Consider the following 24,869-nt stretch of genomic DNA (forward strand, 5'->3'; position numbering starts at 1 on the left):
CACACCTGCACAGCCACACAGGCACCCGGCCCCCCACCCCTGTCCCTTCCCTTTCCCTTCTCCTGCCCACTGGAGCCCGCGATGGCGATCCCGCTGATCGATTCCTATCCCATGCCGGCCGAGGACGAGCTGCCGCGCAACACGGCGCCCTGGACCGTCGACCCCGACCGGGCGGTCCTGCTCGTCCACGACCTCCAGAACTACTTCCTGAGCCCCTTCGGCCACGGCGGCCCGGAAACCGGCCGTCAGCCGCTGACCGATCTGATGGACCACACCGAGGCGCTGCGCTCGGCCTTCGCCGAGGTGGGCGCGCCGGTCGTCTACACCGCCCAGCCCGGCGGCATGACGGACGAACAGCGGGGCCTGCTCAAGGACTTCTGGGGCGCCGGGATGAGCGCCGACCCGGACCACCGGGCCATCCCCGAGCGGATCGCCCCAGCCCCCGGCGACGAGGTGTTCACCAAGTGGCGGCCCAGCGCCTTCTGCCGCACCGACCTGCTCGGCCTGCTGCGCCGCACCGGCCGCGACCAGCTGGTGATCTGCGGGGTGTACGCCCACGTCGGCATCCTGATGACCGCCCACGAGGGCTTCTCCCACGACATCCAGACCTTCGTGGTCGGGGACGCGGTCGCCGACTTCTCCGCCGAACGGCACCGCGAGACCCTGGAGTACGTCTCCACCCGCTGCTCCGTCACCGTCTCCACCCGTGCGGTCCTCGCGGCACTGGACGGAGGCGCGCGATGAACGCGACGAGCCCCCACCCGCTGCTCGCCCGGGTGCTCGGCGCCGATCCACCGCCGTTCGCCCTGCTGCACCGGCCCGGGGCCACCGGGCCCGACCGGATCGACCTGGTCGTCGGCGCCACCACCGCGCGCGAGCTGATCGCCGACATCCCGCTGCCGCCGTACGACGGCGGCGGCGCCCGGCACGAGGTCCTCGCCCTGCTGCCCTACCGGCAGATCCGCGAACGCGGGTACGCCTGCCCCGACGACGGGGCACCGCTGCTCACCATGACCGTCGAGGACCAGGCCGTGCTGCCGCTCGACGAGGTGCTGGCCGCCCTGCCCGACCTGCCGATCACCATGGACGAGGGATGCTTCGACGCCGACGACGAGGAGTACGCGGCCCGGGTGCGCCGGGTGCTCACCGAGGAGATAGGCCGGGGCGCCGGGGCCAACTTCGTCATCAAGCGCTCCTTCACCGCCCGGATCGACGACTGGTCCGCGGCCACCGCCCTGTCCTTCTTCCGCCGCCTCGCGGGCCGTGACCCCGGCGGCTACTGGACCTTCGTCGTCCACACCGGTGACCGCACCTTCGTCGGGGCCTCACCGGAGCGGCACATCAGCCTGGACGCCGGTCAGGTCGTGATGAACCCGATCAGCGGCACGTACCGCTATCCGGCCGACGGCCCCGACCTGGACGGGGTGCTCGCCTTCCTCGCCGACCCCAAGGAGGCCAACGAGCTGTACATGGTGCTCGACGAGGAGCTCAAGATGATGGGCCGGGTCTGCGACCTGGGCGGCCGGGTCACCGGCCCCGCCCTCAAGCAGATGGCGCGGCTCGCCCACACCGAGTACCACATCGAGGGCCGGAGCTCCCTGGACGTACGGGACATCCTCCGGGAGACCCTGTTCGCCCCCACCGTCACCGGCGGCCCGCTGGAGAGCGCCTGCGAGGTGATCAGCCGTCACGAACCGGAGGGCCGCGGCTACTACGCGGGGGTCGCCGCGCTGATCGGCCGGGACGGGTCCGGCGCCCGCCGGATGGACTCGGCCATCCTCATCCGTACGGCGGAGATCGACCCGGCCGGACGGGTCCGCATCCCGGTCGGCGCCACCCTCGTGCGGGACTCCGACCCGGCGGGCGAGGCCGCCGAGACCCGCGCCAAGGCGGCCGGCCTGATCGAGGCGCTGCGCTCCCCGGCGGGCACCCCGGCGGGCCTCGCCCCCATGGCGTCCCTCGCGGCCAGGCCGGAGGTGCTGAGGGCGCTGGCGGCCCGCAACGAGCCGCTGGCCGACTTCTGGTTCCGGCCGCCCGAGGACCGGGACCGCGCGGTGCCGGGCCTGGCCGGACGGCGGGTCCTGGTGATCGACGCCGAGGACACCTTCACGGCGATGGCCCGCCATCTGCTGGAGGCACAGGGGCTGCGGATCGTGGTGAGACGGTTCGACGAGGAGTTCCGCCCCGAGGCGCACGACCTGGTGATCGTCGGCCCCGGGCCGGGGGACCCCCGGGACGTGCACGACCCCAAGATCGCCCGGATGCGGGAGGTGACCGCCGAACTGCTGCGCGAGGGCGTCCCGTTCCTCTCCGTCTGCCTCGGCCACCAGGTCCTGAGCACGCTCCTCGGGCTCCCGATCGTCCGGCACCCCCTGCCCACCCAGGGCCTCCAGCGGCACATCGACTGCTTCGGCCGCAGGGAACCGGTCGGCTTCTACAACACCTTCGCGGCCCGCTCCGAGCGGGACCTGATCGACAGCCGGGGCAGGCCGGGGCACGTCCGGGTGTTCCGCGAGGAGACCGGTGAGGTGCACGCGCTGCGCGGCCCCGGCTTCGCCTCGGTGCAGTTCCACCCGGCCTCGGTGCTGACCCTGCGCGGCGGCGAACTCCTCGCCCACCTCGTGTCCGAGCTGCTCGGAGAGGTAACGGAGCTTTATCGGGAGCCCGTTGCCGCGACCCCGATACCTGCATAGCTTAATAACCGGTAACGGAAGTCCGGACCCGCACCACCGGCCACCCCGCCCCTCCCACCGCGCCCACCCTGGAAAGGACCTGTCCGATGCGCTTCGACAACATATGGATCGCCGGCACCGGAGGCACCCTCGGTGAACTCGTGCCGGTGACCGAGGCGGTGGCCGAAGGCTCGTACTCGGCCGATGCCGCCGCGAGCACCGGCATGATCAGCTACTCCCGCTCGGCCGCCGCACCGCCGGAGATGGCCGTCACCGTCGGACGGCAGGCCGTCAAGGAGGCCGCGGAGAAGGGCGCGCGGGTCGACACCGACTCCCTGGTCCTGCACAGCCACGGCCACTTCCAGGGCATCGACATGTGGCCCGCCGCCTGCTGGATCGCCCGGGAACTCCTCGGCCCCACCCTCAACAGCATGCCGATGACCGTCGCCGCCTGGTCCAACGGCTCGCTCGCCTCCGTCGACGTGGCCGCCTCCACCCTGATGGCCCGCCCCGACGTGCCCTCCGCCCTGATCACCCTGGCGGACCGGTTCGCCCCGCCCAGCGACCGCTGGTACACCTCGCCCGGCATGGTCTTCGGCGACGGCGCCGCCGCCGCCGTGGTCACCCGCGACACCGGGCGGCTGCGGCTGCGTTCCCTGGTGAGCGAGACCGACACCGTCCTGGAAGGGCTGTCCCGGGGTGCCGAACCGTTCCGCACCGCCCCCGGCGAGCGCCCGGACATGCGGCGCAGGACCCGGGAGTTCCTCGCCACCGGGGAGATCTCCCTGCGCGAGGTGCAGACCAGGTCGGTCGAGCGCACCCGCAGCGTCGTCGGCCGCGCCCTCGAAGAGGCCGGAGTCGCCCCGGACGGCATCGACTGGCTGGTGACCCCCTTCGTGGGACGCACCCTGCACCGGGAGAGCTTCGTCCGGCACCTGGACATCGCGCCCCGCGCCTCCCTGCACGAACTGGGCCTGACGATCGGTCACCTCGGCCCCTGCGACCAGCTGTACGGGATCGACCACCTGCTCAGGAACGACCTGCTGAACCCCGGAGACAGCATCCTGGTGATCGGTACGGGCATGGGCTTCACCTTCTCCGCCGCCGTCCTCACCGCCGACGGCGTCTGACCACCGGACTCCCCGGGCGGAAGGCGTACGAGCCCCGCTGGACCCGTGTCCACCACGGCACGCGCCCCCGGCGCCACGGCTCACGAGCGCCGAGTCCGCCCACCGGCACCGATCCGCCCACCGGCCCCCGGCGGTACACCAGCACCCAGCAGCACATCGGCCACCCGCACGACGGCCCACCAGCACCCGCACGACGGCTCGCGCACCCGCGAAACCCCGCGACTCCCGCGCGCCGACGACGGCTCCGGCCAGCCGCGTCGCCCTCCGCGCACCCGCGCCGGCGCGGCCCTCCGCCCCCTCTCACCGGCGGGGCCGTCCGACCCGGCCGCGCTCCCGCACCGCCGAGGGCACCCGACGCCGTGCCCGTACCGCCGAAGGCCCCGGGTCCGCCGCGCACCCCCACGCCCGACGGCACCGGGCGACCCGCTTCCCCGCCGCCGAAAGCCGAAAGCCGAAAGCCGCCCCGCTTGCCGCATCCCGCTTCCCGCACCCCCGAGTGTCCGACCGCCGCCCCCTCGCACCCGCACTCCCGCACCAACTCCACCCAGCCGTCACCTCGTCCATGAAGGGACATCCCAGATGAGCCTCATCAGCATCCCCGTCAGCTCCCCCCTCGCCACCTTCTCCGGCGCACGGGCCGCCGCCCGGCTGCCCACGCCCGCCGAGCTCCGCGAGGAGATCCCGCTCCCGCCGCTCGCCCGCAAGACCGCCCAGCGGGGCCGCCGCGAGATCTCCCGGGTGCTCGACGGCCTCGACGACCGTCTGGTCGTCATCGCCGGCCCCTGCTCCGTGCACGACCCGGACGCGGCCCTCACCTACGCCGAGCGGCTCTCCGCGCTCGCCGCCGAGCACCGGGACCGGCTCCTGGTGGTCATGCGGGTCTACGTCGAGAAGCCCCGCACCCGGACCGGCTGGAAGGGCCTGCTCAGCGACCCACGGCTCGACGGCTCCCAGGACCTGCCCAGCGGACTGCGGCTGGCCCGTGGCCTGATGGCCCAGATCGCCGGCAGCGGACTGCCCGTCGCCTGCGAGTTCCTCGACCCGATGGTCCCGCACTACCTCGCCGACGCGGTCTCCTGGGGCGCGATCGGCGCCCGTACCGTGCAGAGCCAGGTGCACCGGCAGGTCACCAGCGGCCTCGGGATGCCGATCGGCTTCAAGAACGCCACCGGCGGCGGCGTCGAGGACGCGGTCGACGCCATCGTCTCGGCCTCGCACCCGCACGTGTACCCCGGCATCGGGGACGACGGCCGGGCCGCCGTGGTCAGCACCGAGGGCAACCCCGACGGCCATGTGGTCCTGCGCGGCGGCAGCAGCGGCCCCAACTACGAGGCGGGCCCGGTCGCCGAGGCCCTCGCGCAGCTCGCCGCCGCCGGACTCCCGCGCCAGCTGGTCGTCGACGCCAGCCACGGCAACAGCAACAAGGACCACGAGCGGCAGTCGCTCGTCATCGACGACATCGCCCGGCGGATCGCCGCAGGCGAGGAGGGCGTCGCCGGAGTCATGATCGAGAGCTTCCTGACCGCCGGCCGGCAGGACCTCAAGATCGGCCGCACGGACCTGCTCACCTACGGACAGAGCGTCACCGACGCCTGCGTGGACTGGCAGGAGACCGCCCGCATGATCGAGGTGCTGGCCGCCGCCGTGGACGCCCGCCGCGCCCGCGCGTAGGCCCCGGCCCCGCCGCCGTCCCGGCCCCGGCCTCCGGATCCCCGGCCGGATCCCCCCATCGACTCAGCACACATCCGAGAGGAATGAACACCGTGGCAGTCAACACGAGTTCCACCCTGCCCCTGGCCCGGGTCCTCGACGGCGCGCGGACCGCCGCGCCGCACCGGCACACCCTCATCGTCCCCGCGTCGGCCGCCGCCCGCCCCGAGGAGTACGCCACCGCCGCCCTCGCCGCCCTCGTCCACCGCTACACGGGCGAGACCGAACTGCTGGTCGGACGGCTCCGGCCCGGAGCCCCGGCCGAGACGATCGGCATACGCGTCGCCGGGGACACCAGCGCCGAGCAGCTCCTCGAAGCGGTCGCCCACGCCGAGCCCGCCCACCCCTCCGCCGCCTCCGGCCGCCCGCCGCACGCCGCCGTGACCACCGGGGGCCACCCCGACCAGCCCCCGGTCGCCCTGACGCTGTCCTTCTCGCCCGGCGAAGGGACCTACGAACTCCTCATGGACAGCGAGGAGTTCGACGCACAGGCCGCCGTCCAGTACACCCGGCACCTGGAGCGCGTCCTCGGCGCCCTGGCCGCCGCGCCCGGCGGCACCGTACGGGACATCGCCCTGCTCACCGACGAGGAGACCCACCGCACCCTGGTGGAATGGAACGACACCGAGGGGCCGGTCCCGGAGCCCTTCTTCCACGAGCGGGTCGCCGAGCACGCCCGGCGCACCCCCGACGCGCTCGCCGTCATCCTCCCCGGCGTCCGGCTGACGTACCGCGAGCTGGACGAGCGGGCCAACCAGCTCGCCCACCGGCTGGCCGCCCGCGAGGTGCGCCCCGGGGACCGGGTCGGCGTCTGCTTCCCGCGCGGCGCCGAGAGCCTGATCGCCCAGCTCGCCTGCTTCAAGCTGGCGTGTGCCGCGATCCTGCTCGACAGCGACTTCCCGGAGGAGCGCGTCCGCTTCATGATCGAGGACGCCGCGGCGGCGATCGTCCTGACCCTGGAGGCCCACGTCCCGAAGGTCGAGGGCCTGGCCCCGGTCCTCGCCCTGGACACCGACGACTGGCGCACCGAGCCGGTCACCGCCGTCAGCGAGCCCGTCGGACCCGACGACCTGATCCACATCTGCTACACCTCCGGCTCCACCGGCGCGCCCAAGGCCGTCATGGTCCGCTTCGGCGCGGCCCGCAACCTGATCCACAGCATGAGCGAGCTGTGCGGCATGGACAGCACCTCCCAGGGCACCTGGCTGGCCGCCCCCGGCTACGGGATGATCGAGGTGGAGTGCTTCCCGGTGCTCGCCGTCGGCGGCACCGTGCACATCCCGGACGTCTCCGTCGTCGCCTCCGAGTACCGCCTCCAGGAGTGGTTCCTGCGCGAGGGCATCACCACCACCCTGCTGATGAAGCCGATGGCCGAGAGGCTGTGGCGGCTGGAGTGGCCGGAGGACACCCCGCTGGAGAACATCCGGGTCTGCGGCGAACGCATCCAGTCCTGGCCGCCCGCCGGACTGCCGTTCCGGCTGATCAACCTGTACGGCTCCGCCGAGGCGACCGTGGTCGCCGCCTGCGACATCACCGACCTGGGCGAGCGGCTCGGCGCGGAGGGGCGGGAGCGCAGGCTGCCGCCGATCGGCCGGCCCACCACCAACGTCACCATCTACGTCCTCGACGAGGACTTCCGCCCGCTGCCGCCGGGGCTCGTCGGCGAGCTGTGCATCGCCGGTGCCAGCCTCTCGGCCGGATACCTGGGCCGCCCGGAGGCCACCGCCGAGAAGTGGATCACCAATCCGATCGACCCGGCCCGGCACCCGGTCATGTACCGCACGGGCGACCTCGCCCGGTACTGGCCGGACGGCAGCATCGAGATCGTCGGCCGCACCGACAACCAGGTCAAGGTGCGCGGCAACCGGGTCCACCTCGGTGAGATCGAGGTCGTGCTCACCACCCTGCCGGGCGTCCAGCAGGCCGCGGTGCTGGCCCGCCAGGACGGCCAGGGCGACGTCCAGCTGACCGCCTACATCGAGCCCGACGCCGGTGCCTCGCCCTCGGTACGGGACATCCGGCGCGGCCTCGGCCGACGCCTCCCGGCCTTCATGGTCCCGGCCGCCTATGTCGTCGGCGGCCTGCCGACCACCACCAACGGCAAGATCGACCGCACCGCGCTGCCCGAGCCGCCCAGGTCCCGCCCGGAGGTCGACACCGCCTACCAGGCCCCCGAGGGGCCCCTGGAGGAGTCGCTGCACGGACTGTGGACGAAGACCCTGGAACTGGACGGCGTCGGGGTGCTCGACAACTTCTTCGACCTGGGCGGCGACTCGCTGCGGGCCGCTCGGCTCACCGAACTGGTCCGCGAGCGGCACGGGGTGGAGCTGGAACTGGTCGACCTCTTCGACGAGCCCACCGTCCAGAAGATGGCAGAACTCGTCGCCCGTACGGTCGCCGCGGGCTGAACCGCCCGACCGCACCAGACCACCCGACTGCCCTGACCACCGAGTGCCCTGACCGGCCGTGGCCCCCCACACCCGTGGGGGGCCACGGCCGTGCGGGTCAGCGGTTGCCCAGCATCTCCAGATAGTGCTCGTTGTACATGATGCCCAGGACGTTGCCGAAGGGGTCGGTCACCGAGGCGGTGACGAAGCCGGGACCGTACTCGGTCAGCGGTGTGTACGGCTCCGCCCCCATGGCGAGCAGCTGGTCGAGGGTGCCCCGCACGTCGTCGACGTGCCAGTGGCCGATCGCCCCGCCCGGCGAGGCGGGCAGGCCCGGGGGAGCGTACCGGCGGTCGATCAGCCCCAGTTCGGTCTGGTGGTCACCGACCCGGAACTCATAGTAGGCGGCGGAGCCTTCCTCGCCGGGGCTCTCGAAGTACGGCTCCACACCGAGCAGTTGCGCGTACCAGTCCTTTGCCGCTTCCACATCGTCCGCGTAGAAGTTGACGGTGGCGAGTCCTCGCAGCATGGGGTGGTTCCTCTCGTGCGTTCCCTGAACACAATCCATCTTCCGCTTCAAACCGCTCACCCATTGAGCACTTTCCGGGAGAAGACTGGAAACATGCGTGCTGACCGACTCGTTGCCGCCCTCATGCTCCTCCAGACCCGCGGCCGGATGACCGCCGCCGAACTGGCCGGAGAGCTGGAGGTGTCCGTGGCCACCGCCCGCCGTGACCTGGAGGCGATGGCCGCCGCGGGCATCCCGGTGTACCCGCAGCCCGGCCGCGGCGGCGGCTGGGCGCTGGTCGGCGGAGCCCGTACCGACCTCAGCGGGCTTTCGGCCACCGAGGCGCAGGCGCTCTTCCTGCTCGTCGGTCCGGCCGCTGCGGTCTCCGGACAGGCCAAGGCGGCGCTGCGCAAACTGCTGCGCGCGCTGCCGCAGACCTTCCGCGCGGACGCCGAGGCCGCCGCCGGCGCCACGGTCGTCGACCCCACCCCGTGGGGCGAACGGGAGCGGCACCGGCCCGAGATGGTCGACCGGCTCCAGGAGGCGGTGGTCCGCCGCCGCCGGGTCCGGCTGACGTACACCGACGGCGCCCGGGAACGGACCGAACGGCTCGTCGACCCCTGGGGCCTGGTCGACAAGGACGACGCCTGGTACCTGATCGCCGGGACCGAGCGCGGCCGGCGGACCTTCCGCGTCGACCGGATCGGCGAGGCCGAGGAGAACGGCGAGAGCGCCGGACGCCCGGACGGCTTCACCCTGGCCGAGGCCTGGCGGGAGGTCGTCGGCGATGTCGAGCGGCGCCGCTCGCGGACCTGGGCGACGGTGCTGGTCGAGACGAGGTACCTGGCCGTCCTGTGCGACCGGTTCGGACGGCACTGCCACCCCGAGGGCACGGCGGACGACGGCCGGGCCCGGGTGCGCCTCGCCGCGCCCACCCCGCTGGACCTGGCGCGGAACCTGGCGGGCTGGGGCGGCCTGGTCGAGGTCCTCGAACCCGCCTCGGTCCAGGCCGAACTGGGGCGCATCGGGGCCGAACTCGCCGGGCGGTACGCCGCCGCGCGGACATGAGGACGACCCCGCCCCCCGCCTCGCGGGGGTGACGGGGCCGCCTCGTGAGCCCTGTGCGGCTCGTGTGCCTCGTACGGCTCGTGTGTCCTGTACGCCGTTCGCCTCAAACGCATCTCGTGCATCTCGGTCTCGTGCGTCTTGTACGCCTCCGGCGTCTCGCGAGCTGGGCGGCGTACGGGGTGCGCGGGGGAGCGGGTCACCCGGCCTCGGCCGCCGCGAGCGCGGGCTCCCGGGACCCGGTGAACGACGTGCAGCCGTGCAGCCACGCCACTGCGTCCCGCAGCCCGGCGGGGGAGAGCCCGGCGAGGAGCGCGTTACGGGCGGACACGTCCGCCCCGGCCGCGTGGTAGAGCCGCTCGCCCATCTCCCGGGCCGTCAGCGTGGTCCGGGCGGTCCGGTCCCGCCGCAGCGCGTTGTACTCCGCCAGACGTCCCGGGACGTCCCACGGCTCGCCCGTCAGCAGCCCGCCCAGCACCACCGCGTCCTCCAGCGCCATGCAGGCGCCCTGGGCGGCGTACTGGAGCATCGGGTGCGCGGCGTCACCGAGCAGCGCCACCCGGCCGTCCACCCAGCCGTCGACCGGATCACGGTCGCAGAGCACCCAGATCCGCCAGTCCCGCCCCAGTTCGAGGAGCCGCCGGGCCTCGGCGCACAGCCCGGGGAACTCGCCGAGGACCCGGGAACGGCTGGCCGCCGCCCCGGTGATCTCCTCGCGGGCCCCGTCGTCGCGGGTGGCCGCGAGGTTGAGGAAGGCCCCGCCGCCGATCGGGTAGTGCACGAAGTGCCAGCCGGGACCCGCCCACAGGGCGACGGCCTTCTCCCGCAGCTCCGGCGGCACCTCCGCCATCGGGATCACCGAGCGGTAGATGGTGTGCCCCGAGATGCGCGGGCCGCCGTCACCGACGAGCTGGGCCCGTACCGCCGACCGCAGCCCGTCCGCGCCGACGAGGACGTCCGCGGAGAACCGGCCGCCCCCGGCGGTGAGCGCCGTCGCCCGGTCCCCGGTCTGCCGGTAGCCGGTCACCCGGTGTCCCGCGAGCAGCTCCACGCCCGCCTCGCGGCAGCCCTCCAGGAGCGCCCGGTGCAGATCGCCGCGGTGGACCACGGCGTAGGGGCCGCCGAACCTGGTCCGGTAGGCGCCGGTCAGCTCCATCGTGGCGACCCGCCGCCCCGACGCGCCGTCCAGGAAACGCAGTTCGTCGATGAAGTCGGCCTGCCGCGCCACCCGCTCGCGCACGCCGAGCGCGTCGAGCGCGCGGAAGGCGTTGGGCGCCAGCTGGATGCCCGCGCCTATCTCGGAGAACTCCGGCCGGCCCTCCAGGACCGTCGCCCGGTGTCCGGCACGCGCCTGGGCCAGAGCGGTGGCGAGTCCGCCGATGCCGCCGCCCGCGACGAGTACGTGTGTCATCGCCTGCTCCTTGTCTGGTGGTCCTGCGTGGTCCTGCGTCGTCCTGGTGGTCCTGCGTCGTGCTGCGTCGTCCTGCGTGGTCCTGGTGGTCCTGCGTCGTCCGGTGTCCCCGTCGTTCCGCGCGGGTCCGCGCGGGTCCGCGCGGGGCGGTCGGGAGGGGGGGAAGCGCTGCGGCGGGGGGCCCCCCGGGGGGGGGGCCGGCCCCCCCCCCCCCGCCCGGGCCCACATACCCGCCGGGGCCCCCCGCGGAGGGGCCGGCGGGGCGGGGCGGGGGGGGGGGGGGGGGCGGGGGGGGGGGGGGGGGGGGGGGGGGGCGGCGGGGGGGGGGGGGGGGGGGGGGGCCGGGGGGGGGGGGGGGGCCGCGGGGGCGGGGGCCCCCCCGCCGGAATCCGAGCCGGTGCCTACTTCACGGCGGGGACCGCCGTCGGAGCGGCGGCGGGAGCCTTCCGCTCAGCGGCGGCCGAGGCCACGGCGGTGCGCCGCAGACCGAGGACCGACACGACGACGATGGCCGCGGAGATGGCCGTGGTGAACCAGAAGGCGGTCTGGAAGCCGTCCACCGGGATGCGGGCGGCGGTGCCGTGCACCACACCCGCCAGGGCCACGCCCAGGGCCAGGCAGAGACCGACACCGAGCTGACGGCTGGAGTTGAACAGACCGGAGGCCAGACCCATCTGCGGTCCGGTGACCCCGCTGGTGCCCGCGATGGCCGTGGCGATCATCATGACCGTCACACCGAGGCCCAGCAGCACACCGCCGGGCAGCACCCCGAGCAGGTAGGAGCTGTCCGCCGTCACCTGCGCCAGCAGACCCGAACCGATCGTCAGCAGCACACCACCGGCGATCAGCACGTTCCGGGCGCCGAGCTTGTGGGTCAGCTTGACCACCGGCAGGCTGAACAGGAAGACCACGAACGCCTGCGGGAAGAAGCCCATGCTCGCCTTGAGCGCGGAGTACCCGAGGACCTGCTGCATGTACATGGTGATGAAGAAGGTCGAGACCGACATCACCCCACCGGACAGGAACGCGATGCCGTTGCCCGCCGACAGCGCGCGGTTGCGGAAGATGGAGAGCGGGACGAGCGGCTGGGAGACCTTGGTCTGCACGACCAGGAAGGTGATCAGCAGGACGGCGCCGGCGGCCAGCGCCACGAGCACCGGGGTGGCGTCCCAGCCCTTGTCGGACGCCGCGGTCAGCCCGTAGGTGAGGGCGCACATCGCCGAGGTGACCAGGATCGCGCCGGGCAGGTCGAGCCGGGAGGAGCGGGTGGCGTGGTGGTCGGCGAGCAGCCGCTTGGCGGCCAGCGCCACGAGCACGATGCCGACCGGGACGTTGACGAGCATGACGGCGCGCCAGGTGAGGTACTCGGTGAGCACGCCACCGGCCACGACACCACCGGTGAAACCGGCCGAGGAGACCGCGCCGAAGACGCCCATGGCCTTCACGCGCTCGGAACCCTCGGGGAAGCCACCGGCGATCATCGCCAGGACCGCGGGAGAGACGGCCGCCGCCGACAGGCCCTGGACGGCACGGGCCAGCACCAGCACCCACGAGTCGGTGGCGATGCCGCCGACGAGCGAGGCCAGGGTGAAGACGGCCAGACCGACCACGAACATCCGCTTGCGGCCGAAGACGTCACCGGCACGGCCGCCCAGGAGCAGGAAGCCGCCGTAGAAGAGGGCGTACGCGCCGACGACCCACTGCAGTCCACTGGCGGAGAAGTCGAGGTCACGCTGCATGGCGCCCAGGGCGACGTTCACGATGGCGAAGTCGAGGACGAGCATGAACTGTGCGGCGCACAGCAGGAGGAGCGGCGGCCGGGCGCCGGCCGCGGCGTTGGTGCTGGTCATGATTTTCCTTTCACGGGGAGAGGGACAGGAGCGGGGGATACCGGCGAATCCGCTTGGCCGGTAGGGTCTGGGAGATGACCGAACCCAAGCGCGTGCGTCAGCCGGGTGACCGTGAGGTGGCCCCCGGCCGGCTCGCACTGGTGCAGTCCTTCGTGAACAGCGTCAATGTCGAGTTCGGACCGGACGAGTTCGCGTCCGGGACGGGTCTCGTCCGGTGGATGGAGGGGAACGGCTTCCCCGCGGGCACCGCGGCCCCCTCCGAGTCCGACCGCCTGGAAGCGGTCGCGGTACGGGAGGCGCTCCGCGCCCTGATGCGGGAGAACAACGGCGCCGGAGCCGATCCGGCGGCCCGCGCCCTGATCGAACGCGTCGCCGCGCACTGCCCGCTGGTCCTGGCCTTCGACGGGACCGGAGCCCCTGGACTGCGCCCCGGCGGCACCGGTACCCGCGGCATGATCGCCCAGATCCTGGCGATCGTCGTCGAGTCCACCGTCGAAGGCGCCTGGCACCGTCTGAAGGCCTGTCACGAGCACCGCTGCGAATGGGCCTTCTACGACCGGGCCCGCAACCGCAGCGGACGCTGGTGCTCGATGGCCGTGTGCGGGACGCGCTCCAAGATGCAGGTCTACCGGCAGGGGCTGCGCACCGCGACCGCAGGCCGCTGACAGCAGGACGGCCACGGACCGTACGGCGTCCGGCGACCGTAAGGCACCCGCCGGGCCCTCGGCGACCGGGGCTGCGGGAGCGGTCGGGGCGCTCACGGCGCGAACTCCTTCCCGAGCAGCAGCCGGGCCACCGTCAGCTTGGTGGCCGCCGCGGTGCCGTCCGCGAGCTGGAGGCCGATGACGTCCCGCAGCCGCTGGGCCACCGGTCCGTCCTCGCTCCACCCCTGGTGACCCATGGTCAGCAGGGACTGGTGCACGGCCTCCACCGCCGCCTTGGGGGCCCACCACTTGGCCATGTTCGACGGGATGCGGGGGTCCTCGCCCCGGTCCGCCCGCCACAGCGCCTCGTGACACACCAGCCGGGCCGCGTGCAGCAGCGTGGTGTGCTCCACCAGCGGGAACACCACCGACTGGAAGCGGCTGATGGGCTGCCCGAAGGCGGTCCGCCCCGACGCGTGCGCGTACGCCTCCGCGAGGGCGGCGTCACCGACACCGATCGCCATCAGCGCGATCAGCGCCCGCGACACCCCGAAGCCGCGCATCACCGCGGTGAAACCGCCGCCGGGGACCCCGACCAGGTCCTCGGGCCCGACCCGCAGCCGGTCGAAGAGCAGCCGGCCGCGACCACCGGAGCGGCAGCCCAGATCGTCCAGCCGCTCCTTGCGGACCCCGTCGCCGTCGATCCGGGCGTAGAAGGCGCTGATGCCGTGCGCGCCCTCGCCGCCGGTCCGGGCGAACACCAGCGCGTGGGTGGCGTACGCCGTCACCATGATCGAGGTCTTCTCGCCGGACAGCAGCCAGCCGTCGCCGTCGGGCTCGGCACGCATCCCGATGCCCGCGGCGTCCGTGCCGTGACCCGGCTCGGTCAGCGCCAGCGCCACCAGCGCCTCGCCCCGCGCGATCGGCGGCAGCCAGCGCTCCAGCTGCTCCGGGGTGCCGCTGGAGGCCAGGACCCCGCCGATCAGCGCCGCGTTGAGGACCGGGAAGCACACCGACAGATCGGCGGCGGCCAGCTTCTCCAGCGCGATGCCCGAGCTGACGGCGTCCAGACCGAGCCCGCCGTACTGCTCGGGGACCCGCAGCGCGAACAGTCCCGCCTCCGCCATGTCCTCGATCAGGCCCGGGTGGTAGGCGCCGCGCCGGTCGTTCTCCCGCCGGTGCGGCGCCACCCGCTCCTCGGCGAACGCGGCGACGCGCTTGCCCAGGTCCTCCTGCTCCGCGGTGAAGCCGAAGTTCATGAGACCGTCTCTCCTTCCCGGGGCCTGAGCCGGTCCCGCAGCGCGAATTTCTGGATCTTTCCGGACGGGGTCCTCGGCAGCGCGGGCACCAGTTCCAGCCGCTCGGGCCAGTACGTACGGGCCATGCCGAGCCCCGCCAGATGGGTGCGCACCTCGTCGAGGCCGGGCGCGTCACCGGAGGTGACCAGGAACGCGCACGCGCGCTCCCCGAGCCGCCGGTCGGGGTAACCGACCACGGCCACGTCCTTGACCGCGCGGTGCCGCAGCAGCGCCGCCTCGATCTCCAGGACCGGGATGTTCTCGGCGCCCCGCATGATGACGTCCTTGACCCGCCCGGTGATCCGTATCCCGCCGTGGCCGTCCGCACGGGCCAGGTCGCCGGTGTCGAACCAGCCGTCGGCGGTCACCGAGGCGTCGTAGACCTCCTGGCGCCGGAAGTAGCCCAGGCACTGGGCGGAACCGCGCACCTGCAGCAGTCCGGGAGCCCCCGGTGCCACCGCCGTGCCGTCCTCGCCGACGATCCGGACCTCCATGCCCGGCACCGGGGTGCCGTCGCTCTCGGCGGCGCGCAGCGCGGGCTGTTCGGGGCGGGTGACGGTGACGCAGCCGTTCTCCGTCATCCCCCACAGCGCGTACAGACGGCAGCCGAGCACCTCGCGGGCGTCCTCCACGAGCAGCGGCGCTATCGGTGCGCTGCCGGTGGCGAAGGTGCGCAGCGCCGACAGGTCGTGGGGGGTCTCGCGCTGGCCGTCGATCAGGTCGGAGAGGAAGGTCGGGGCGCCCATGAAGAAGGTCACCCGCTGTTCCTGGAGCGTGCGCAGCATCTGCCGGGGCTCCCAGCGGTCCACCTGGACGGCGGTCGCGCCGAGCAGCAGCGGCATCACGAAGTTCCAGGTGAAGCCCGCCTGGTGGGTCGTGGGGGAGCCCATCGCGGTGACGTCGGAGCCGGTGACGCCGAGGACGTCGGCCTGGGCCCGGTTCATCGAGTACAGGGTGTTGTGGCTGTGCAGCACGCCCTTGGGTTCACCGGTGGTGCCGGAGGTGAACATGATCTGGGCGGCGTCGTCGGGTCCCGCCTCCAGCGCGTCCAGGGAGGCGAGCAGCTCCGGGTCGGGCTCCGGCCCGTAGAGGTCCCGTACGAAGTCCAGCGCGCCGTCCTCGTCGGTGCCGCCGAGGAGCACCCGGTGGCGCAGGGTCGGTACGGCCGAGGCGACCTCGGCGCTCATCTCCGCGTAGGAGAAGCCCCGGAACTCGGCGGCGGCGATGTAGACCGGGCTCTCGGTGAGCCGGGTCATGAACTCCACCTCGCGGCGGCGCATCACCGGGACCACCGGGCCCGCGACCGCGCCGATCCGGGCGGCGGCCAGGCAGAGCGCCACGAGCACCCAGGAGTTGGGCAGCTGGAGGGTCACGACGTCGCCCCGGCGGACCCCCAGGCGGAGCAGGCCGACCGCCAGCCGGTCGACCCGGCGGGCGAGTTCGGCGTAGCCGACGGTCTCGTACGCGTCCCCCTGGTAGCAGACCAGGGCGGGCTTGTCCGGCTGTTCACGGGCCCAGCGGCGCAGGTCGTGCAGCACGGTCTCGTCGCGCCACCAGCCCGCGGCGCGGTAGGTGTCGGCGGTGGTCAACTCGGGCCTCCCCGGCCGGTCTCGACGGCTGTCCGGGCGCGTTCGGCGATCTGCCGGGCGCTGACCCCGCCCCGTTCGAGCAGATAGCGCTGGCTGCCGGCGACCGGGACGAACTCGTCCGGCAGGGCCATCCGGTGCACCCGTACCGGGCGTACGGCGCTGAGCGCCTCGGTGACGGCGGAGCCGAAGCCGCCGGACCGCCAGTGCTCCTCCACGGTGATGACGGTGTCCCGTACGCCGAGCGAGCTCAGCAGTGCCGGGGTGTCCAGCGGCTTGACGGTGTGCAGGTTGAGCACGTTCGCCGTGATGCCCTCGCACTCCAGGAGGTCGGCCGCCTCCAGGGCGGCGAGGACCGGGTAGGGTCCGCAGGCCGCCAGGGTGATGTCCGAGCCGTGCCGCAGCTGCTGGGCCTTGCCGAGCCGCAGTGGCGGACCGGCGGGCAGGTCGGGGGTGGCGCCCCGGCCGAGCCGGAAGTACACGGGTCCGCCCAGGGTGAGCGCCTGGCGCAGGAGTTCCTCGGTGCCCGCGGCGTCGCCGGGGACGACCACGGTCATGTGGGGCAGGGCCCGCATGACCGCGATGTCCTCCAGGGCGTGGTGGGTCGGTCCGAGGTGGCCGGCCGAGACCCCGCAGTGGGTGGCGGCGATCAGCACCGGCAGGTTGCCCATCGCGATGTCGATCTTCACCGCCTCCACGGCACGGGAGGAGGCGAACGCCCCCATCGTGTTGACCAGCGGGATGCGGCCCTCCCGGGCGAGTCCGGCCGCCGCGCCCATCAGGGTGTGCTCGGCGATGCCCAGGTTGAGGTAGCGGTCGGCGGCGGAACCGAAGTCCACCCCGCCGAAGAGGCCGGTGTCGCTGTCCAGGACGACGAGCCGGGGCTCGCCGGGCAGCAGCTCGGCCACGGTGTCGCGGTACACCTCGCGGGCGGACCGGTCCGGGGCGGGGGCGAGGGCCGTGCTCATCGGGGGTCACCGCCCGCCGAGGCGCGGACCGCGTTGAGCGCCCGCAGGTGCTGGCGCCCGCTCAGCCGGGCGTAGTGGCTGCGGGCCTGGCCCTCGATGAACGGCACTCCCTTGCCCTTGACGGTGTGGGCGATGAGCACGGTGGGGCGCCGGGGGTCGGCGGGCCGGGTCAGGGCCTCGGTGAGCGCCTCGGCGTCGTGACCGTCGGTCTCCAGGACCCGCCAGCCGAAGGCCTGCCAGCGGTCGGCCAGCGGTTCCAGGGAGTTGACGGTCTCGGTCCCGCCGGTGATCTGGAGGCCGTTGCGGTCCACGATCGCGGTGAGTCCGGCGAGGCGGTGCGCGGACGCCACCGAGGCGGCCTCCCACACGGAGCCCTCCTGGAGCTCGCCGTCGCCCATCACCACGAAGCAGCGCCGGTCGGAGCCGTCGAGCCGGTTCGCCAGGGCGTAGCCGACGCCGAGCGCCAGACCGTGGCCGAGGGAGCCGGAGGCGATCTCCACACCGGGGATCTCGGGGTGCGGGTGGGCCATGAAGTGGCTGCCGGGCCTGGCGTACTCCTCCAGGGACTCCGCCGGGAAGTAGCCGGCCTCGCACAGCGCGGCGAAGAGGGCGATGCCGCCGTGGCCCTTGCTGAGCAGCAGGACGTCCCGCTCGGGCAGTCCGGGGAAGCGGGGGTCGTGCCGCATCACCCGGAAGTAGAGGACGGACAGGATCTCGACGAGCGACATCGACCCGCCCAGGTGGCCGCCCTCGGGTCCGGCGCACATGGCGACGACGTGTTCCCTGATCCGCCCGGCGATGACCGCGAGCTCCGCGGCGCCGGGGCCGTGCGGGTCGGGACCGGTGGTGCCGACGGCGGTGGTGTCCGTACGGGCGTGGTCGGTGGTGTCGGTGCGGGCGGGGGCGCCCCGCAGCAGAGGCGGGCTGCTCATGCCAGGTCCTTTCGCTGGGTCCGGTGGGTGGGAGCGGTCGAGCGTGCGTGCCGGGCGCCGCCGGGCGGGCGGGACTCTCGGAGCACGCCCTAGTTGGGGTGGAGGCCGGTGAATTCGAGGCCGCGTCCCTCGGGCTCCCCGAACCGCACGTTCATGCACTGCACGGCGTTGCCCGCGCCGCCCTTGACGAGGTTGTCGAGCGCCGCGATCACGGTGACCGTGGAGGCGCCCCGGTCCAGGGCGAAACCGATGTCGCAGAAGTTGGAGCCGGAGAGGATCTTGGCGTCGGGGAAGCGGTGCAGCCCGCGCCGGGCGGCCACGATCCGTACGAACGGCTCACCCGCGTAGCGGCTCCGGTAGGCGGACCGGATGGCCCGCTCGTCGACGCCCTCGGCCAGGCCCGCGCGGCTCAGCAGCTGGACGCCCCGGACCGCCTCCACCCCGGTCGCCGACATCCGTACGGTGTGCCCGGTGGCCTGGGATATCTCGGCCTCGTGCCGGTGCCGGGTGGGGGCGAACACCCGGAGCGCGCCGCTGCGTTCGGCGTGCAGGTTCTCCGCGCCCGCCTTCGCCCCGGAGCCGCTGGAGCCCGTCCTGGCGTCCACCGTGATGTCGCCCGCGATCAGCCCCGCCTCGGCCAGCGGCACCAGGGACAGGATGCCGGCGGCGGCCATGCAGCCGGGCACGGAGATCCGGTCCGCGGAGCGCAGCCGCTCGCGGTGGAACTCGGGCAGTCCCTGGACGAAGGTGTCGATCAGCCCGACGGCCTCGTGGGAGGCGCCGTAGTAGTCCTCGTACACCCCGGGGTCGTTCAGCCGGAAGTCGCCGGACAGATCGATGACCACCCCGGCCTTCTCCAGGAACTCCGGCATCCGCTGCATCGTCTCGCGGTGCGGGGTCGCCAGGAACAGCACGTCGCAGCGGGTGAGCTGGTCCTCCGCCGAGAACGTCAGCTTCGTGCGGTGCCGCAGATTGGGGTGGACGCCGTCGACCTGGCGCCCCTGGAGGGTGCGGGAGGTGGCGGCGACCACCTGGACCTGGGGGTGGCCCACGAGCAGCCTGAGCAGCTCCCCGCCGATGTACCCGGCGGCCCCCACCACTGCTGCGCGGATCATGACTCTGCCTTTGCTGTCAGGAGGGCGGCGATCGTGTCCGCCACATCGAGGTCGGTTCCGTACGTCGACTGCAGGCCCCGGAACTCGACCCGGTCGTTGACCTCCAGGACGGTGAGCAGGCCGCCCGGCTCCTCCAGGAGGTCCACCCCCGCGAGGGTGGCGCCGACGGTGTCCGCGGCCCGGACCGCGAGGGCGGTGAGGTCGTCGGTCAGCGGGCAGCGTTCGCTGACCGCGCCGCGTGCCACGTTGGTGCGCCAGTCCTCGCTCCTGCGGTACGTCGCCCCGACCGCCCGGCCGTCCACCACGAGGACCCGGATGTCCCGGTCCGCCTTGGCGACCTCGCGCTGGACGTAGACGACGTGCGACTGGGGGGAGGGCAGGGCGGCGACGTGTTCGAGCACCGCCTCGGCCATCGCCCGGCCGGTGACCCGGGTCACCAGCCGGCCCCAGGAGCCGACCAGGGGCTTGATGACGGCCGGGTAGCCCAGTTCGTCGAGGGCCTTGAGGGCGGCCTCGGGGGTGAGGGCCAGGGTGGTGTCGGGGGTGGGCACACCCCCGGCGACCAGGGCCGCCGAGGTCTGCCACTTGTCCCCGCAGACGGCCGTGGCGGCGGCGCTGTTGACCACCGTCACGCCCGCCGACTCCAGCGCGGCAGCCGCGTACAGGGCCCGGTAGTGGCCCACTTCGCGGTTGAGCACGGTCCGCGGACCGTCCCAGGGTTCACCGGCCCGGACCGAAAGGGCGCGGGGGTCGATGTGTTCGCATGCGACGCCGCGCCTCTCCAGCGCGGTCAGGATGTTCTTCTCCTCGAACCTGACCCGGGAGGCGAGGACACCGAGTCGCGCTGCCGCAGGGCTCATCAGGGTGATCTCCTTCTCGATGGTGGTGGCCGGTCCGTCTACTCGCCCCAGTCCTCCTCGACCTCGGGGGCCAGCAGCAGCCGCGGCGGCTCGACCGACTCGATCTCCAGCTCCAGCCGGCAGTCGGGGCACTCGACTATTTCGCTGACCCGGGCGTCCTGGCCCAGCGAAACCTCGGCGTCGCACTCGGGGCACGCGGGGGCGATCAAAGTGTCCTGCATGACGATTTCCTCAATTCTTCTGAAGGATGGTAAATCCAGGAGACGGTCGACCTGGAATTACATTAGTGCTGCATTTCGGTCCGCCCGGTCCATTCCAATGAATGCTCTGGATCGGAACCGAGGCGAATACTTATGGGGCGGGAGCGAAGGGGGAGCCGCCCGGGGCCGGGGCGCCCGGGGTCACGGACCGTCAGGCGACGGCGCCCGCGAGCACCTGGCCCGCCCCGTCCGCCGTCCCGTCCGCCGGTCCCGTCCGGGGGCCGTGCGCCGGTCCGTCCGACGGTCCGTCCGCAGGTCCCGCCCCGGCTCCGTGCGCCGGTCCGTCCACCGATCCCGACGGGCCGGCCTCCGCGACGGGCCCCGCCTGCACCGGAGGGGTCCCCGGGCCGGTGCCGTCCGGGGGCGGGACCAGCGGGTAGGACCGCAGGGCCTGGCGGAGCGCCTTCTCCGCGATGTCCGTGAAGCCCTCCGGTACGGCCCCGGTGGCCACCGCCAGCGTCACCGGCAGCGGCTCCGGCGGCGCCGGGAGCCCGGGGCGCACCGACGGGGCCAGGCCCCACAGTTCGTCCCCGTTGGCGACCAGGCACGTCATGCCGAGGCCCGCCTTGGCGGCCGACCGCAGCCCGATCAGCTCCCCGCTCTCGTACGAGACCCGCCAGGCGATGCCCGCGGCGTCGAGGGCGTCGCGGACCCGTCCGCGCAGGGTGCACGGCTCGGGGAAGAGCGCCAGCGGCACCGCCTCCCGCTCGCCGTGGGCCGGCCGGCCGAACCAGGCCAGCCGCATCCTGCCCAGTTCGACGCTGTCCGTGCCGGGCCCGGTCGGCTCGGCCTGGAGCAGCAGCGCCGCGTCGAGCTGGCCGCCGGTGAGCTGCGCCGCCAACTCCTCGCTCGAACCGGTCCGTACGCTCAGCTGGACCTGGGGCATCCCCCGGTTCAGCACCCGGAGGAACTCCGGCAGCACCTCCCCGAGCTGGCTCGACACGCCCACCGAGAGCATGACGTGGCCCGCCTGCGGGATGAACCGGTCGACCGCCTCGTCGTTGAGCGCCACCATCCGGCGGGCGTATCTGAGGAGTTCCTCGCCCCGTGGACTGAGCCGCAGGTTGCGTCCCGTGGAGGCGAACACGGGACTTCTGATGAGACCGCTCAGCTGCCGTATCTGCTGGCTGACCGCGGGCTGAGTGATGTGCAGGGACTCCGCCGCCCGCCGGAAGCCGCCGAGGTCGACCACGGCGACCAGCGTCCTCAGCCTGTTGATCTGCAAGTCGTGATGCATGCTCCCACCCACATCGTCGGGGACGTTCCGTCTTCCGCGTTCCGGTGTCGCGTGTTCCTTGCCGAGTGTTCCGCGAGGTCTTGAATGAAGCGTAGATCCGAGGGTTTCGCCGCCGCCACGGATGGGCTCACGGACCGCATGTGACATCGTCATGCCGTCGGTATGCACTGTTCAAGAACGGGGAATCAGCCCGCCTTATTCGATTCATAAACACGCGCCATCGGATTTCTTCCCCGCAATTCTCCCGGCTGTCTAATGTGAATGACCGAAGAGCGATTTCACGGAACCCGAGGAGAGACGTCATGCTCGCAGCCACCGCCGGTCCCGCAGTGCAGCAGGGAGTCCAGATACAGTTCGCCGACCCGGCGCTCACCACCCGCAGCCCCGGCGAGGAGTTCGCCTGGTCGGTCCGCGCCGCCGCCGCGGACCAGGACCACACGGTGCCCTTCCAGGCCCATCTCCCGGCCGTCTTCCCGCTGTTCGCGACCCGGCCGCGCTACGCCGTACGCCACCTGCTCAAGACCGCCTCGGTGGCCGACGCGCCGGTGACCTTCGTGCACGAGCCGCCCGCCGCGAAGCTGGCCGCCGCCGGAACCTCCTACCAGGCCACCCCCGAGGGCGCGTTCGCCCCGCGCCTCGAGCGGGCCGAGCTCACCGACCTCACCGTGCGCGTGCCGCTGCCCGACGGCCTCCTCGACCAGCCCGCGCTGCTCGCCTCCTTCATCGACTACCGGGTTCTGGTCCGCCTCTCCGTCGTCGAGAACGAGACCCTGCTGCACGGCAGCGCCGACAAGGCGATCAGCGGCCTCCTGAACCTCCCGCAGATCCGCCGGGGACAGCTCGGCGAGGACGTGTACGCCTCCATCACCGAGGCCGCCGCCGAGGTCGAGGAGACCGGCGGCTCCTGCGACGGGATCGTCGTCCACCCCTTCACCTACTGGGAGCTGGTCAGGACCGGAGTGCTCGGCCAGCTGGGCGCCGCCGGCATCACCGTCTCGCGCACCCGCATGATCCCGCGCGGCCAGGTCCTGCTCGGCGACTTCCGGGCCGCCGTCACCCTGCTCGTCCCGGGCGTGGCCTCGCTGTCCCTGCGCCGGGGCGCGGGCCCCGGCGGCTCCGACGCCGTCGAGGCGAGCAGCCGCATCGGCCTCGCCGTCCACCTGCCCCAGCACTTCCTGCTGCTGACCAGCGGCTGACGCGCGACCGACCCGCCACCCGGCGCGGCCGACCGCGCCGAAGGCACCACGAAGGGACCCCCACCATGACCGGCCCCTCCCCGACGGACCGCCCGCCGCGCGTCCTCTACATCACCGGATGGATGCGCAGCGGCAGCACCCTGCTCGGCAACGTCCTCAACGAGATCCCCGGCGTCCGCCACGTCGGCGAACTCCACTACCTCTGGCGCAACGGCGTCCTGGGCGCCGGCACCAACACCAGCTGCGGCTGCGGCGAGCCGGTCCGCACCTGCCCGCTCTGGTCCGATGTCCTCGCCGAGCTGCCCGAGGGCTCCGTCGAGGCCGTCGCGCACCGCACGACCACCCTGCAGCGCGCCCTGCTGCGCACCCGCCACACCCCGGCCCGGCTCGCCGAGGCCCGGGGCGAACGGCCCGCGCCCCCCGGCGTGGACGAACTCCTCGACCGGTCGGCCGCCGTCTACCGGCGGGTGGCCGCCCTCGGCGCCGACCGGCTGATCGTGGACGGCTCGAAGTACCCGGCGGAGGCGGCGGCCCTCCTCGGCCGCCGTGACCTGGACGTCCGGGTGCTGCACATCGTGCGGGACCCCCGGGCCACGGCCCTGTCCTACCGCAGCGCCAAGGACTACATCGACCCCATGTCCCCGGCCCGCAGCAGCGGCTACTGGACCGCCTTCAACCTCGCCTCCGAACTCGTCGGCCGCACGGCGGGCGGACGCTACCTCCGGGTCCGCCACGAGGACCTGTCCCGCGATCCGCGCGAGGTCACGGCCCGGGTGCTCCGCTTCGCCGGACTCGACGACGAGTCCCCGGTGGACGCCCTGGGACGCGTACCGCTCGGCGCCAACCACACCGTCACCGGCAACCCCGACCGGCTGCGCCGGGGCGTCACCCACATCCGGCCCGACGAGCGGTGGCGCAGCGCGCTGCCGGGCACCGCCATCGCGGCGGCCACGGCGGCGGCGGCCCCCCTGCTCTCCCGCTACGGCTACCCGCTGGCCCCCGTCCGCACCGCCCTCGCGGGGTGAGGGCGGTGGACCTGGGACTCGCCGGACGGGCCGCGCTCGTCGCGGCCTCCAGCAGCGGGATCGGCCTCGCGGTGGCCCGTGTCCTGGCTTCGGAGGGCGCCGACGTGTCGCTCTGCGGCCGGGACCCCGAGCGGCTGGCCCGCGCCCACCGGGAGGTGGACGACTCCGGGCCCGGCCGGGTGCTGAGCACCGTGGTGGACCTGCGCGACGAGGACGCCGCCGCGGCCTGGGTGCGGCGCACCGCCGAGGAGTTCGGGGCCCTGCACGTGGTGGTCACCAACTCCGGCGGGGTGCCCTTCGGCCCCGTGGAGGACTTCGCGGTCGCCGAGTACCGGGCGGCGGTCAACGAGAACCTGCTGCCCCACGTGTCGCTGTCGCTGGCCGCCGCCCCGTATCTGCGGGAGGCCGGCTGGGGACGGATCGTGATGCTCACCTCGGAGTCGGTGCGCCAGCCCCATCCGGGCAGCGGACTGTCCTCGGTGGCCCGGCTCGGCGTCCTCGGCTTCGCCAAGGGGCTCGTCCACGCCTTCGGCCCGGCCGGGGTGACCGTGAACGTGCTCGCGCCGGGCTTCCACCGCACCCCGATCCTCGACGTCCAGTACGGGGAGAAGGTCGAGGAGCGGCTGGCCGAAGTGGCCGCCGGGATCCCGCTCGGCCGGATCGGCCGCGCCGAGGACCTGGGCGCCCTGGTCGCCTTCCTCGCCAGCGAACAGGCCGGGTACGTCACCGGCGGGGTGCTGGTCGCGGACGGCGGCAACACCCGGGGCATCGGCTGACCCGGCCCGCCCCCGACACCCGCCGCCGACACCCACCGCCCACCCGCCGCACCGGCTGAAGCCCCACACCCGCCGACCACACCGCCCGCCCTTCACCTGCCACCCCGCCCGCCCCACCTGCCACTTCTCACCGGCGGCGCCACCCGCCGCCCCACACCGGCTGCCGCACCGGCCGCCCCCGAGCCGTCCCGTACGGGAATCCCCCGCCCGTACGGGACACCCCCTCCCGCACGCCCCGG

21 protein-coding genes are annotated in these 24,869 nt (G+C 73.7%); 10 read left to right on the forward strand and 11 right to left on the reverse strand.

Annotated features, from left to right (window positions below):
- Positions 1-81: 81 nt before the first annotated feature.
- The 5 genes from ACIRQY_RS12165 (at position 82) to ACIRQY_RS12185 (ending at position 7,920) form a co-directional block, all read left to right on the forward strand.
- Positions 82-744, forward strand: a complete 663-nt coding sequence (locus ACIRQY_RS12165; RefSeq protein WP_403924299.1) for an isochorismatase family protein — start codon at positions 82-84, stop codon at positions 742-744.
- Positions 741-2,693 carry an anthranilate synthase family protein gene (locus tag ACIRQY_RS12170; RefSeq protein ID WP_403924300.1) on the forward strand — a complete coding sequence of 651 codons (1,953 nt, stop codon included), beginning with the start codon at positions 741-743 and terminating at the stop codon, positions 2,691-2,693. Before ACIRQY_RS12165 ends, ACIRQY_RS12170 begins: the two co-directional genes overlap by 4 nt.
- Positions 2,694-2,779: 86 nt before the next feature.
- Positions 2,780-3,802: a ketoacyl-ACP synthase III family protein gene (locus ACIRQY_RS12175; RefSeq protein ID WP_403924303.1), complete on the forward strand. Its 1,023-nt coding sequence runs from the start codon at positions 2,780-2,782 to the stop codon at positions 3,800-3,802.
- Positions 3,803-4,381: 579 nt separating this feature from the next.
- Positions 4,382-5,473: a 3-deoxy-7-phosphoheptulonate synthase gene (locus tag ACIRQY_RS12180; RefSeq protein ID WP_403924306.1), complete on the forward strand. Its 1,092-nt coding sequence runs from the start codon at positions 4,382-4,384 to the stop codon at positions 5,471-5,473.
- 92 nt (positions 5,474-5,565) lie between these two features.
- Positions 5,566-7,920 (forward strand): amino acid adenylation domain-containing protein, encoded by a 2,355-nt coding sequence (locus tag ACIRQY_RS12185; RefSeq protein ID WP_403924309.1) that lies wholly within the window; start codon positions 5,566-5,568, stop codon positions 7,918-7,920.
- A gap of 97 nt (positions 7,921-8,017) precedes the next feature.
- Here the strand turns inward: ACIRQY_RS12185 and ACIRQY_RS12190 are convergent, their stop codons facing one another.
- Positions 8,018-8,428, reverse strand: coding sequence for a VOC family protein (locus ACIRQY_RS12190; protein WP_351781297.1), 411 nt, complete (start codon positions 8,426-8,428; stop codon positions 8,018-8,020).
- A 93-nt stretch (positions 8,429-8,521) separates the two neighbouring features.
- On the opposite strand from ACIRQY_RS12190, the gene ACIRQY_RS12195 reads away from it, so the two are divergent.
- Complete coding sequence (locus ACIRQY_RS12195; protein WP_403924312.1) at positions 8,522-9,475, forward strand: helix-turn-helix transcriptional regulator; 954 nt, start codon at positions 8,522-8,524, stop codon at positions 9,473-9,475.
- A 196-nt stretch (positions 9,476-9,671) separates the two neighbouring features.
- Here ACIRQY_RS12195 and ACIRQY_RS12200 read toward each other — a convergent pair whose 3' ends face one another.
- Both ACIRQY_RS12200 and ACIRQY_RS12205 read right to left on the reverse strand, forming a co-directional pair.
- Positions 9,672-10,883 carry an FAD-dependent monooxygenase gene (locus tag ACIRQY_RS12200; protein ID WP_351781301.1) on the reverse strand — a complete coding sequence of 404 codons (1,212 nt, stop codon included), beginning with the start codon at positions 10,881-10,883 and terminating at the stop codon, positions 9,672-9,674.
- A 401-nt stretch (positions 10,884-11,284) separates the two neighbouring features.
- Positions 11,285-12,733 carry an MFS transporter gene (locus ACIRQY_RS12205; RefSeq protein ID WP_403924316.1) on the reverse strand — a complete coding sequence of 483 codons (1,449 nt, stop codon included), beginning with the start codon at positions 12,731-12,733 and terminating at the stop codon, positions 11,285-11,287.
- Between the two features lie 74 nt (positions 12,734-12,807).
- Here ACIRQY_RS12205 and ACIRQY_RS12210 point away from each other — a divergent pair, with 74 nt between their 5' ends.
- Positions 12,808-13,398 (forward strand): CGNR zinc finger domain-containing protein, encoded by a 591-nt coding sequence (locus tag ACIRQY_RS12210; RefSeq protein ID WP_366441237.1) that lies wholly within the window; start codon positions 12,808-12,810, stop codon positions 13,396-13,398.
- A gap of 92 nt (positions 13,399-13,490) precedes the next feature.
- On the opposite strand, the gene ACIRQY_RS12215 is transcribed toward ACIRQY_RS12210, so the two are convergent.
- The 8 genes from ACIRQY_RS12215 to ACIRQY_RS12250 all read right to left on the reverse strand — a co-directional run bounded on the left by ACIRQY_RS12215 (position 13,491) and on the right by ACIRQY_RS12250 (position 21,633).
- Positions 13,491-14,636 (reverse strand): acyl-CoA dehydrogenase family protein, encoded by a 1,146-nt coding sequence (locus ACIRQY_RS12215; protein WP_403924319.1) that lies wholly within the window; start codon positions 14,634-14,636, stop codon positions 13,491-13,493.
- A complete protein-coding gene (locus ACIRQY_RS12220) occupies positions 14,633-16,264 on the reverse strand; it encodes an AMP-binding protein (protein WP_403924322.1) in 1,632 nt (543 codons plus the stop codon). Before ACIRQY_RS12220 ends, ACIRQY_RS12215 begins: the two co-directional genes overlap by 4 nt.
- The gene (locus ACIRQY_RS12225) at positions 16,261-17,229 is read right to left on the reverse strand and encodes a transketolase C-terminal domain-containing protein (protein WP_351781310.1); all 969 of its coding nucleotides are present in this window, start codon (positions 17,227-17,229) and stop codon (positions 16,261-16,263) included. Before ACIRQY_RS12225 ends, ACIRQY_RS12220 begins: the two co-directional genes overlap by 4 nt.
- The gene (locus ACIRQY_RS12230) at positions 17,226-18,161 is read right to left on the reverse strand and encodes a transketolase (protein ID WP_403924325.1); all 936 of its coding nucleotides are present in this window, start codon (positions 18,159-18,161) and stop codon (positions 17,226-17,228) included. Before ACIRQY_RS12230 ends, ACIRQY_RS12225 begins: the two co-directional genes overlap by 4 nt.
- A gap of 89 nt (positions 18,162-18,250) precedes the next feature.
- Positions 18,251-19,276: an N-acetyl-gamma-glutamyl-phosphate reductase gene (gene argC / locus ACIRQY_RS12235; RefSeq protein WP_351781314.1), complete on the reverse strand. Its 1,026-nt coding sequence runs from the start codon at positions 19,274-19,276 to the stop codon at positions 18,251-18,253.
- Positions 19,273-20,136: a RimK family alpha-L-glutamate ligase gene (locus tag ACIRQY_RS12240; RefSeq protein ID WP_351781315.1), complete on the reverse strand. Its 864-nt coding sequence runs from the start codon at positions 20,134-20,136 to the stop codon at positions 19,273-19,275. Before ACIRQY_RS12240 ends, argC begins: the two co-directional genes overlap by 4 nt.
- A gap of 38 nt (positions 20,137-20,174) precedes the next feature.
- The gene (lysW, locus tag ACIRQY_RS12245) at positions 20,175-20,357 is read right to left on the reverse strand and encodes a lysine biosynthesis protein LysW (protein WP_351781317.1); all 183 of its coding nucleotides are present in this window, start codon (positions 20,355-20,357) and stop codon (positions 20,175-20,177) included.
- Between the two features lie 190 nt (positions 20,358-20,547).
- Positions 20,548-21,633: a LysR substrate-binding domain-containing protein gene (locus ACIRQY_RS12250; protein ID WP_403924330.1), complete on the reverse strand. Its 1,086-nt coding sequence runs from the start codon at positions 21,631-21,633 to the stop codon at positions 20,548-20,550.
- Between the two features lie 302 nt (positions 21,634-21,935).
- On the opposite strand from ACIRQY_RS12250, the gene ACIRQY_RS12255 reads away from it, so the two are divergent.
- The 3 genes from ACIRQY_RS12255 to ACIRQY_RS12265 all read left to right on the forward strand — a co-directional run bounded on the left by ACIRQY_RS12255 (position 21,936) and on the right by ACIRQY_RS12265 (position 24,630).
- Positions 21,936-22,829, forward strand: coding sequence for a family 3 encapsulin nanocompartment shell protein (locus tag ACIRQY_RS12255; protein ID WP_403924333.1), 894 nt, complete (start codon positions 21,936-21,938; stop codon positions 22,827-22,829).
- 65 nt (positions 22,830-22,894) lie between these two features.
- On the forward strand, positions 22,895-23,854 hold the full coding sequence (locus ACIRQY_RS12260; protein ID WP_351781322.1) for a sulfotransferase: 960 nt from the start codon (positions 22,895-22,897) through the stop codon (positions 23,852-23,854).
- Between the two features lie 5 nt (positions 23,855-23,859).
- Positions 23,860-24,630: an SDR family oxidoreductase gene (locus ACIRQY_RS12265; RefSeq protein WP_351781324.1), complete on the forward strand. Its 771-nt coding sequence runs from the start codon at positions 23,860-23,862 to the stop codon at positions 24,628-24,630.
- Positions 24,631-24,869 lie beyond the last annotated feature (239 nt).

Source organism: Streptomyces sp. NPDC101490 (assembly GCF_044767145.1).
Classification (GTDB): domain Bacteria; phylum Actinomycetota; class Actinomycetes; order Streptomycetales; family Streptomycetaceae; genus Streptomyces.

Coding starts and splice junctions, on each gene's coding strand:
- ACIRQY_RS12165 (WP_403924299.1), top strand. CDS start 82: ATGGCGATCCCGCTGATCGATTCCTATCCCATGCCGGCCGAGGACGAG.
- ACIRQY_RS12170 (WP_403924300.1), top strand. CDS start 741: ATGAACGCGACGAGCCCCCACCCGCTGCTCGCCCGGGTGCTCGGCGCC.
- ACIRQY_RS12175 (WP_403924303.1), top strand. CDS start 2,780: ATGCGCTTCGACAACATATGGATCGCCGGCACCGGAGGCACCCTCGGT.
- ACIRQY_RS12180 (WP_403924306.1), top strand. CDS start 4,382: ATGAGCCTCATCAGCATCCCCGTCAGCTCCCCCCTCGCCACCTTCTCC.
- ACIRQY_RS12190 (WP_351781297.1), bottom strand. CDS start 8,428: ATGCTGCGAGGACTCGCCACCGTCAACTTCTACGCGGACGATGTGGAA.
- ACIRQY_RS12195 (WP_403924312.1), top strand. CDS start 8,522: ATGCGTGCTGACCGACTCGTTGCCGCCCTCATGCTCCTCCAGACCCGC.
- ACIRQY_RS12200 (WP_351781301.1), bottom strand. CDS start 10,883: ATGACACACGTACTCGTCGCGGGCGGCGGCATCGGCGGACTCGCCACC.
- ACIRQY_RS12205 (WP_403924316.1), bottom strand. CDS start 12,733: ATGACCAGCACCAACGCCGCGGCCGGCGCCCGGCCGCCGCTCCTCCTG.
- ACIRQY_RS12210 (WP_366441237.1), top strand. CDS start 12,808: ATGACCGAACCCAAGCGCGTGCGTCAGCCGGGTGACCGTGAGGTGGCC.
- ACIRQY_RS12215 (WP_403924319.1), bottom strand. CDS start 14,636: ATGAACTTCGGCTTCACCGCGGAGCAGGAGGACCTGGGCAAGCGCGTC.
- ACIRQY_RS12225 (WP_351781310.1), bottom strand. CDS start 17,229: ATGAGCACGGCCCTCGCCCCCGCCCCGGACCGGTCCGCCCGCGAGGTG.
- ACIRQY_RS12230 (WP_403924325.1), bottom strand. CDS start 18,161: ATGAGCAGCCCGCCTCTGCTGCGGGGCGCCCCCGCCCGCACCGACACC.
- argC (WP_351781314.1), bottom strand. CDS start 19,276: ATGATCCGCGCAGCAGTGGTGGGGGCCGCCGGGTACATCGGCGGGGAG.
- ACIRQY_RS12240 (WP_351781315.1), bottom strand. CDS start 20,136: ATGAGCCCTGCGGCAGCGCGACTCGGTGTCCTCGCCTCCCGGGTCAGG.
- lysW (WP_351781317.1), bottom strand. CDS start 20,357: ATGCAGGACACTTTGATCGCCCCCGCGTGCCCCGAGTGCGACGCCGAG.
- ACIRQY_RS12250 (WP_403924330.1), bottom strand. CDS start 21,633: ATGCATCACGACTTGCAGATCAACAGGCTGAGGACGCTGGTCGCCGTG.
- ACIRQY_RS12255 (WP_403924333.1), top strand. CDS start 21,936: ATGCTCGCAGCCACCGCCGGTCCCGCAGTGCAGCAGGGAGTCCAGATA.
- ACIRQY_RS12260 (WP_351781322.1), top strand. CDS start 22,895: ATGACCGGCCCCTCCCCGACGGACCGCCCGCCGCGCGTCCTCTACATC.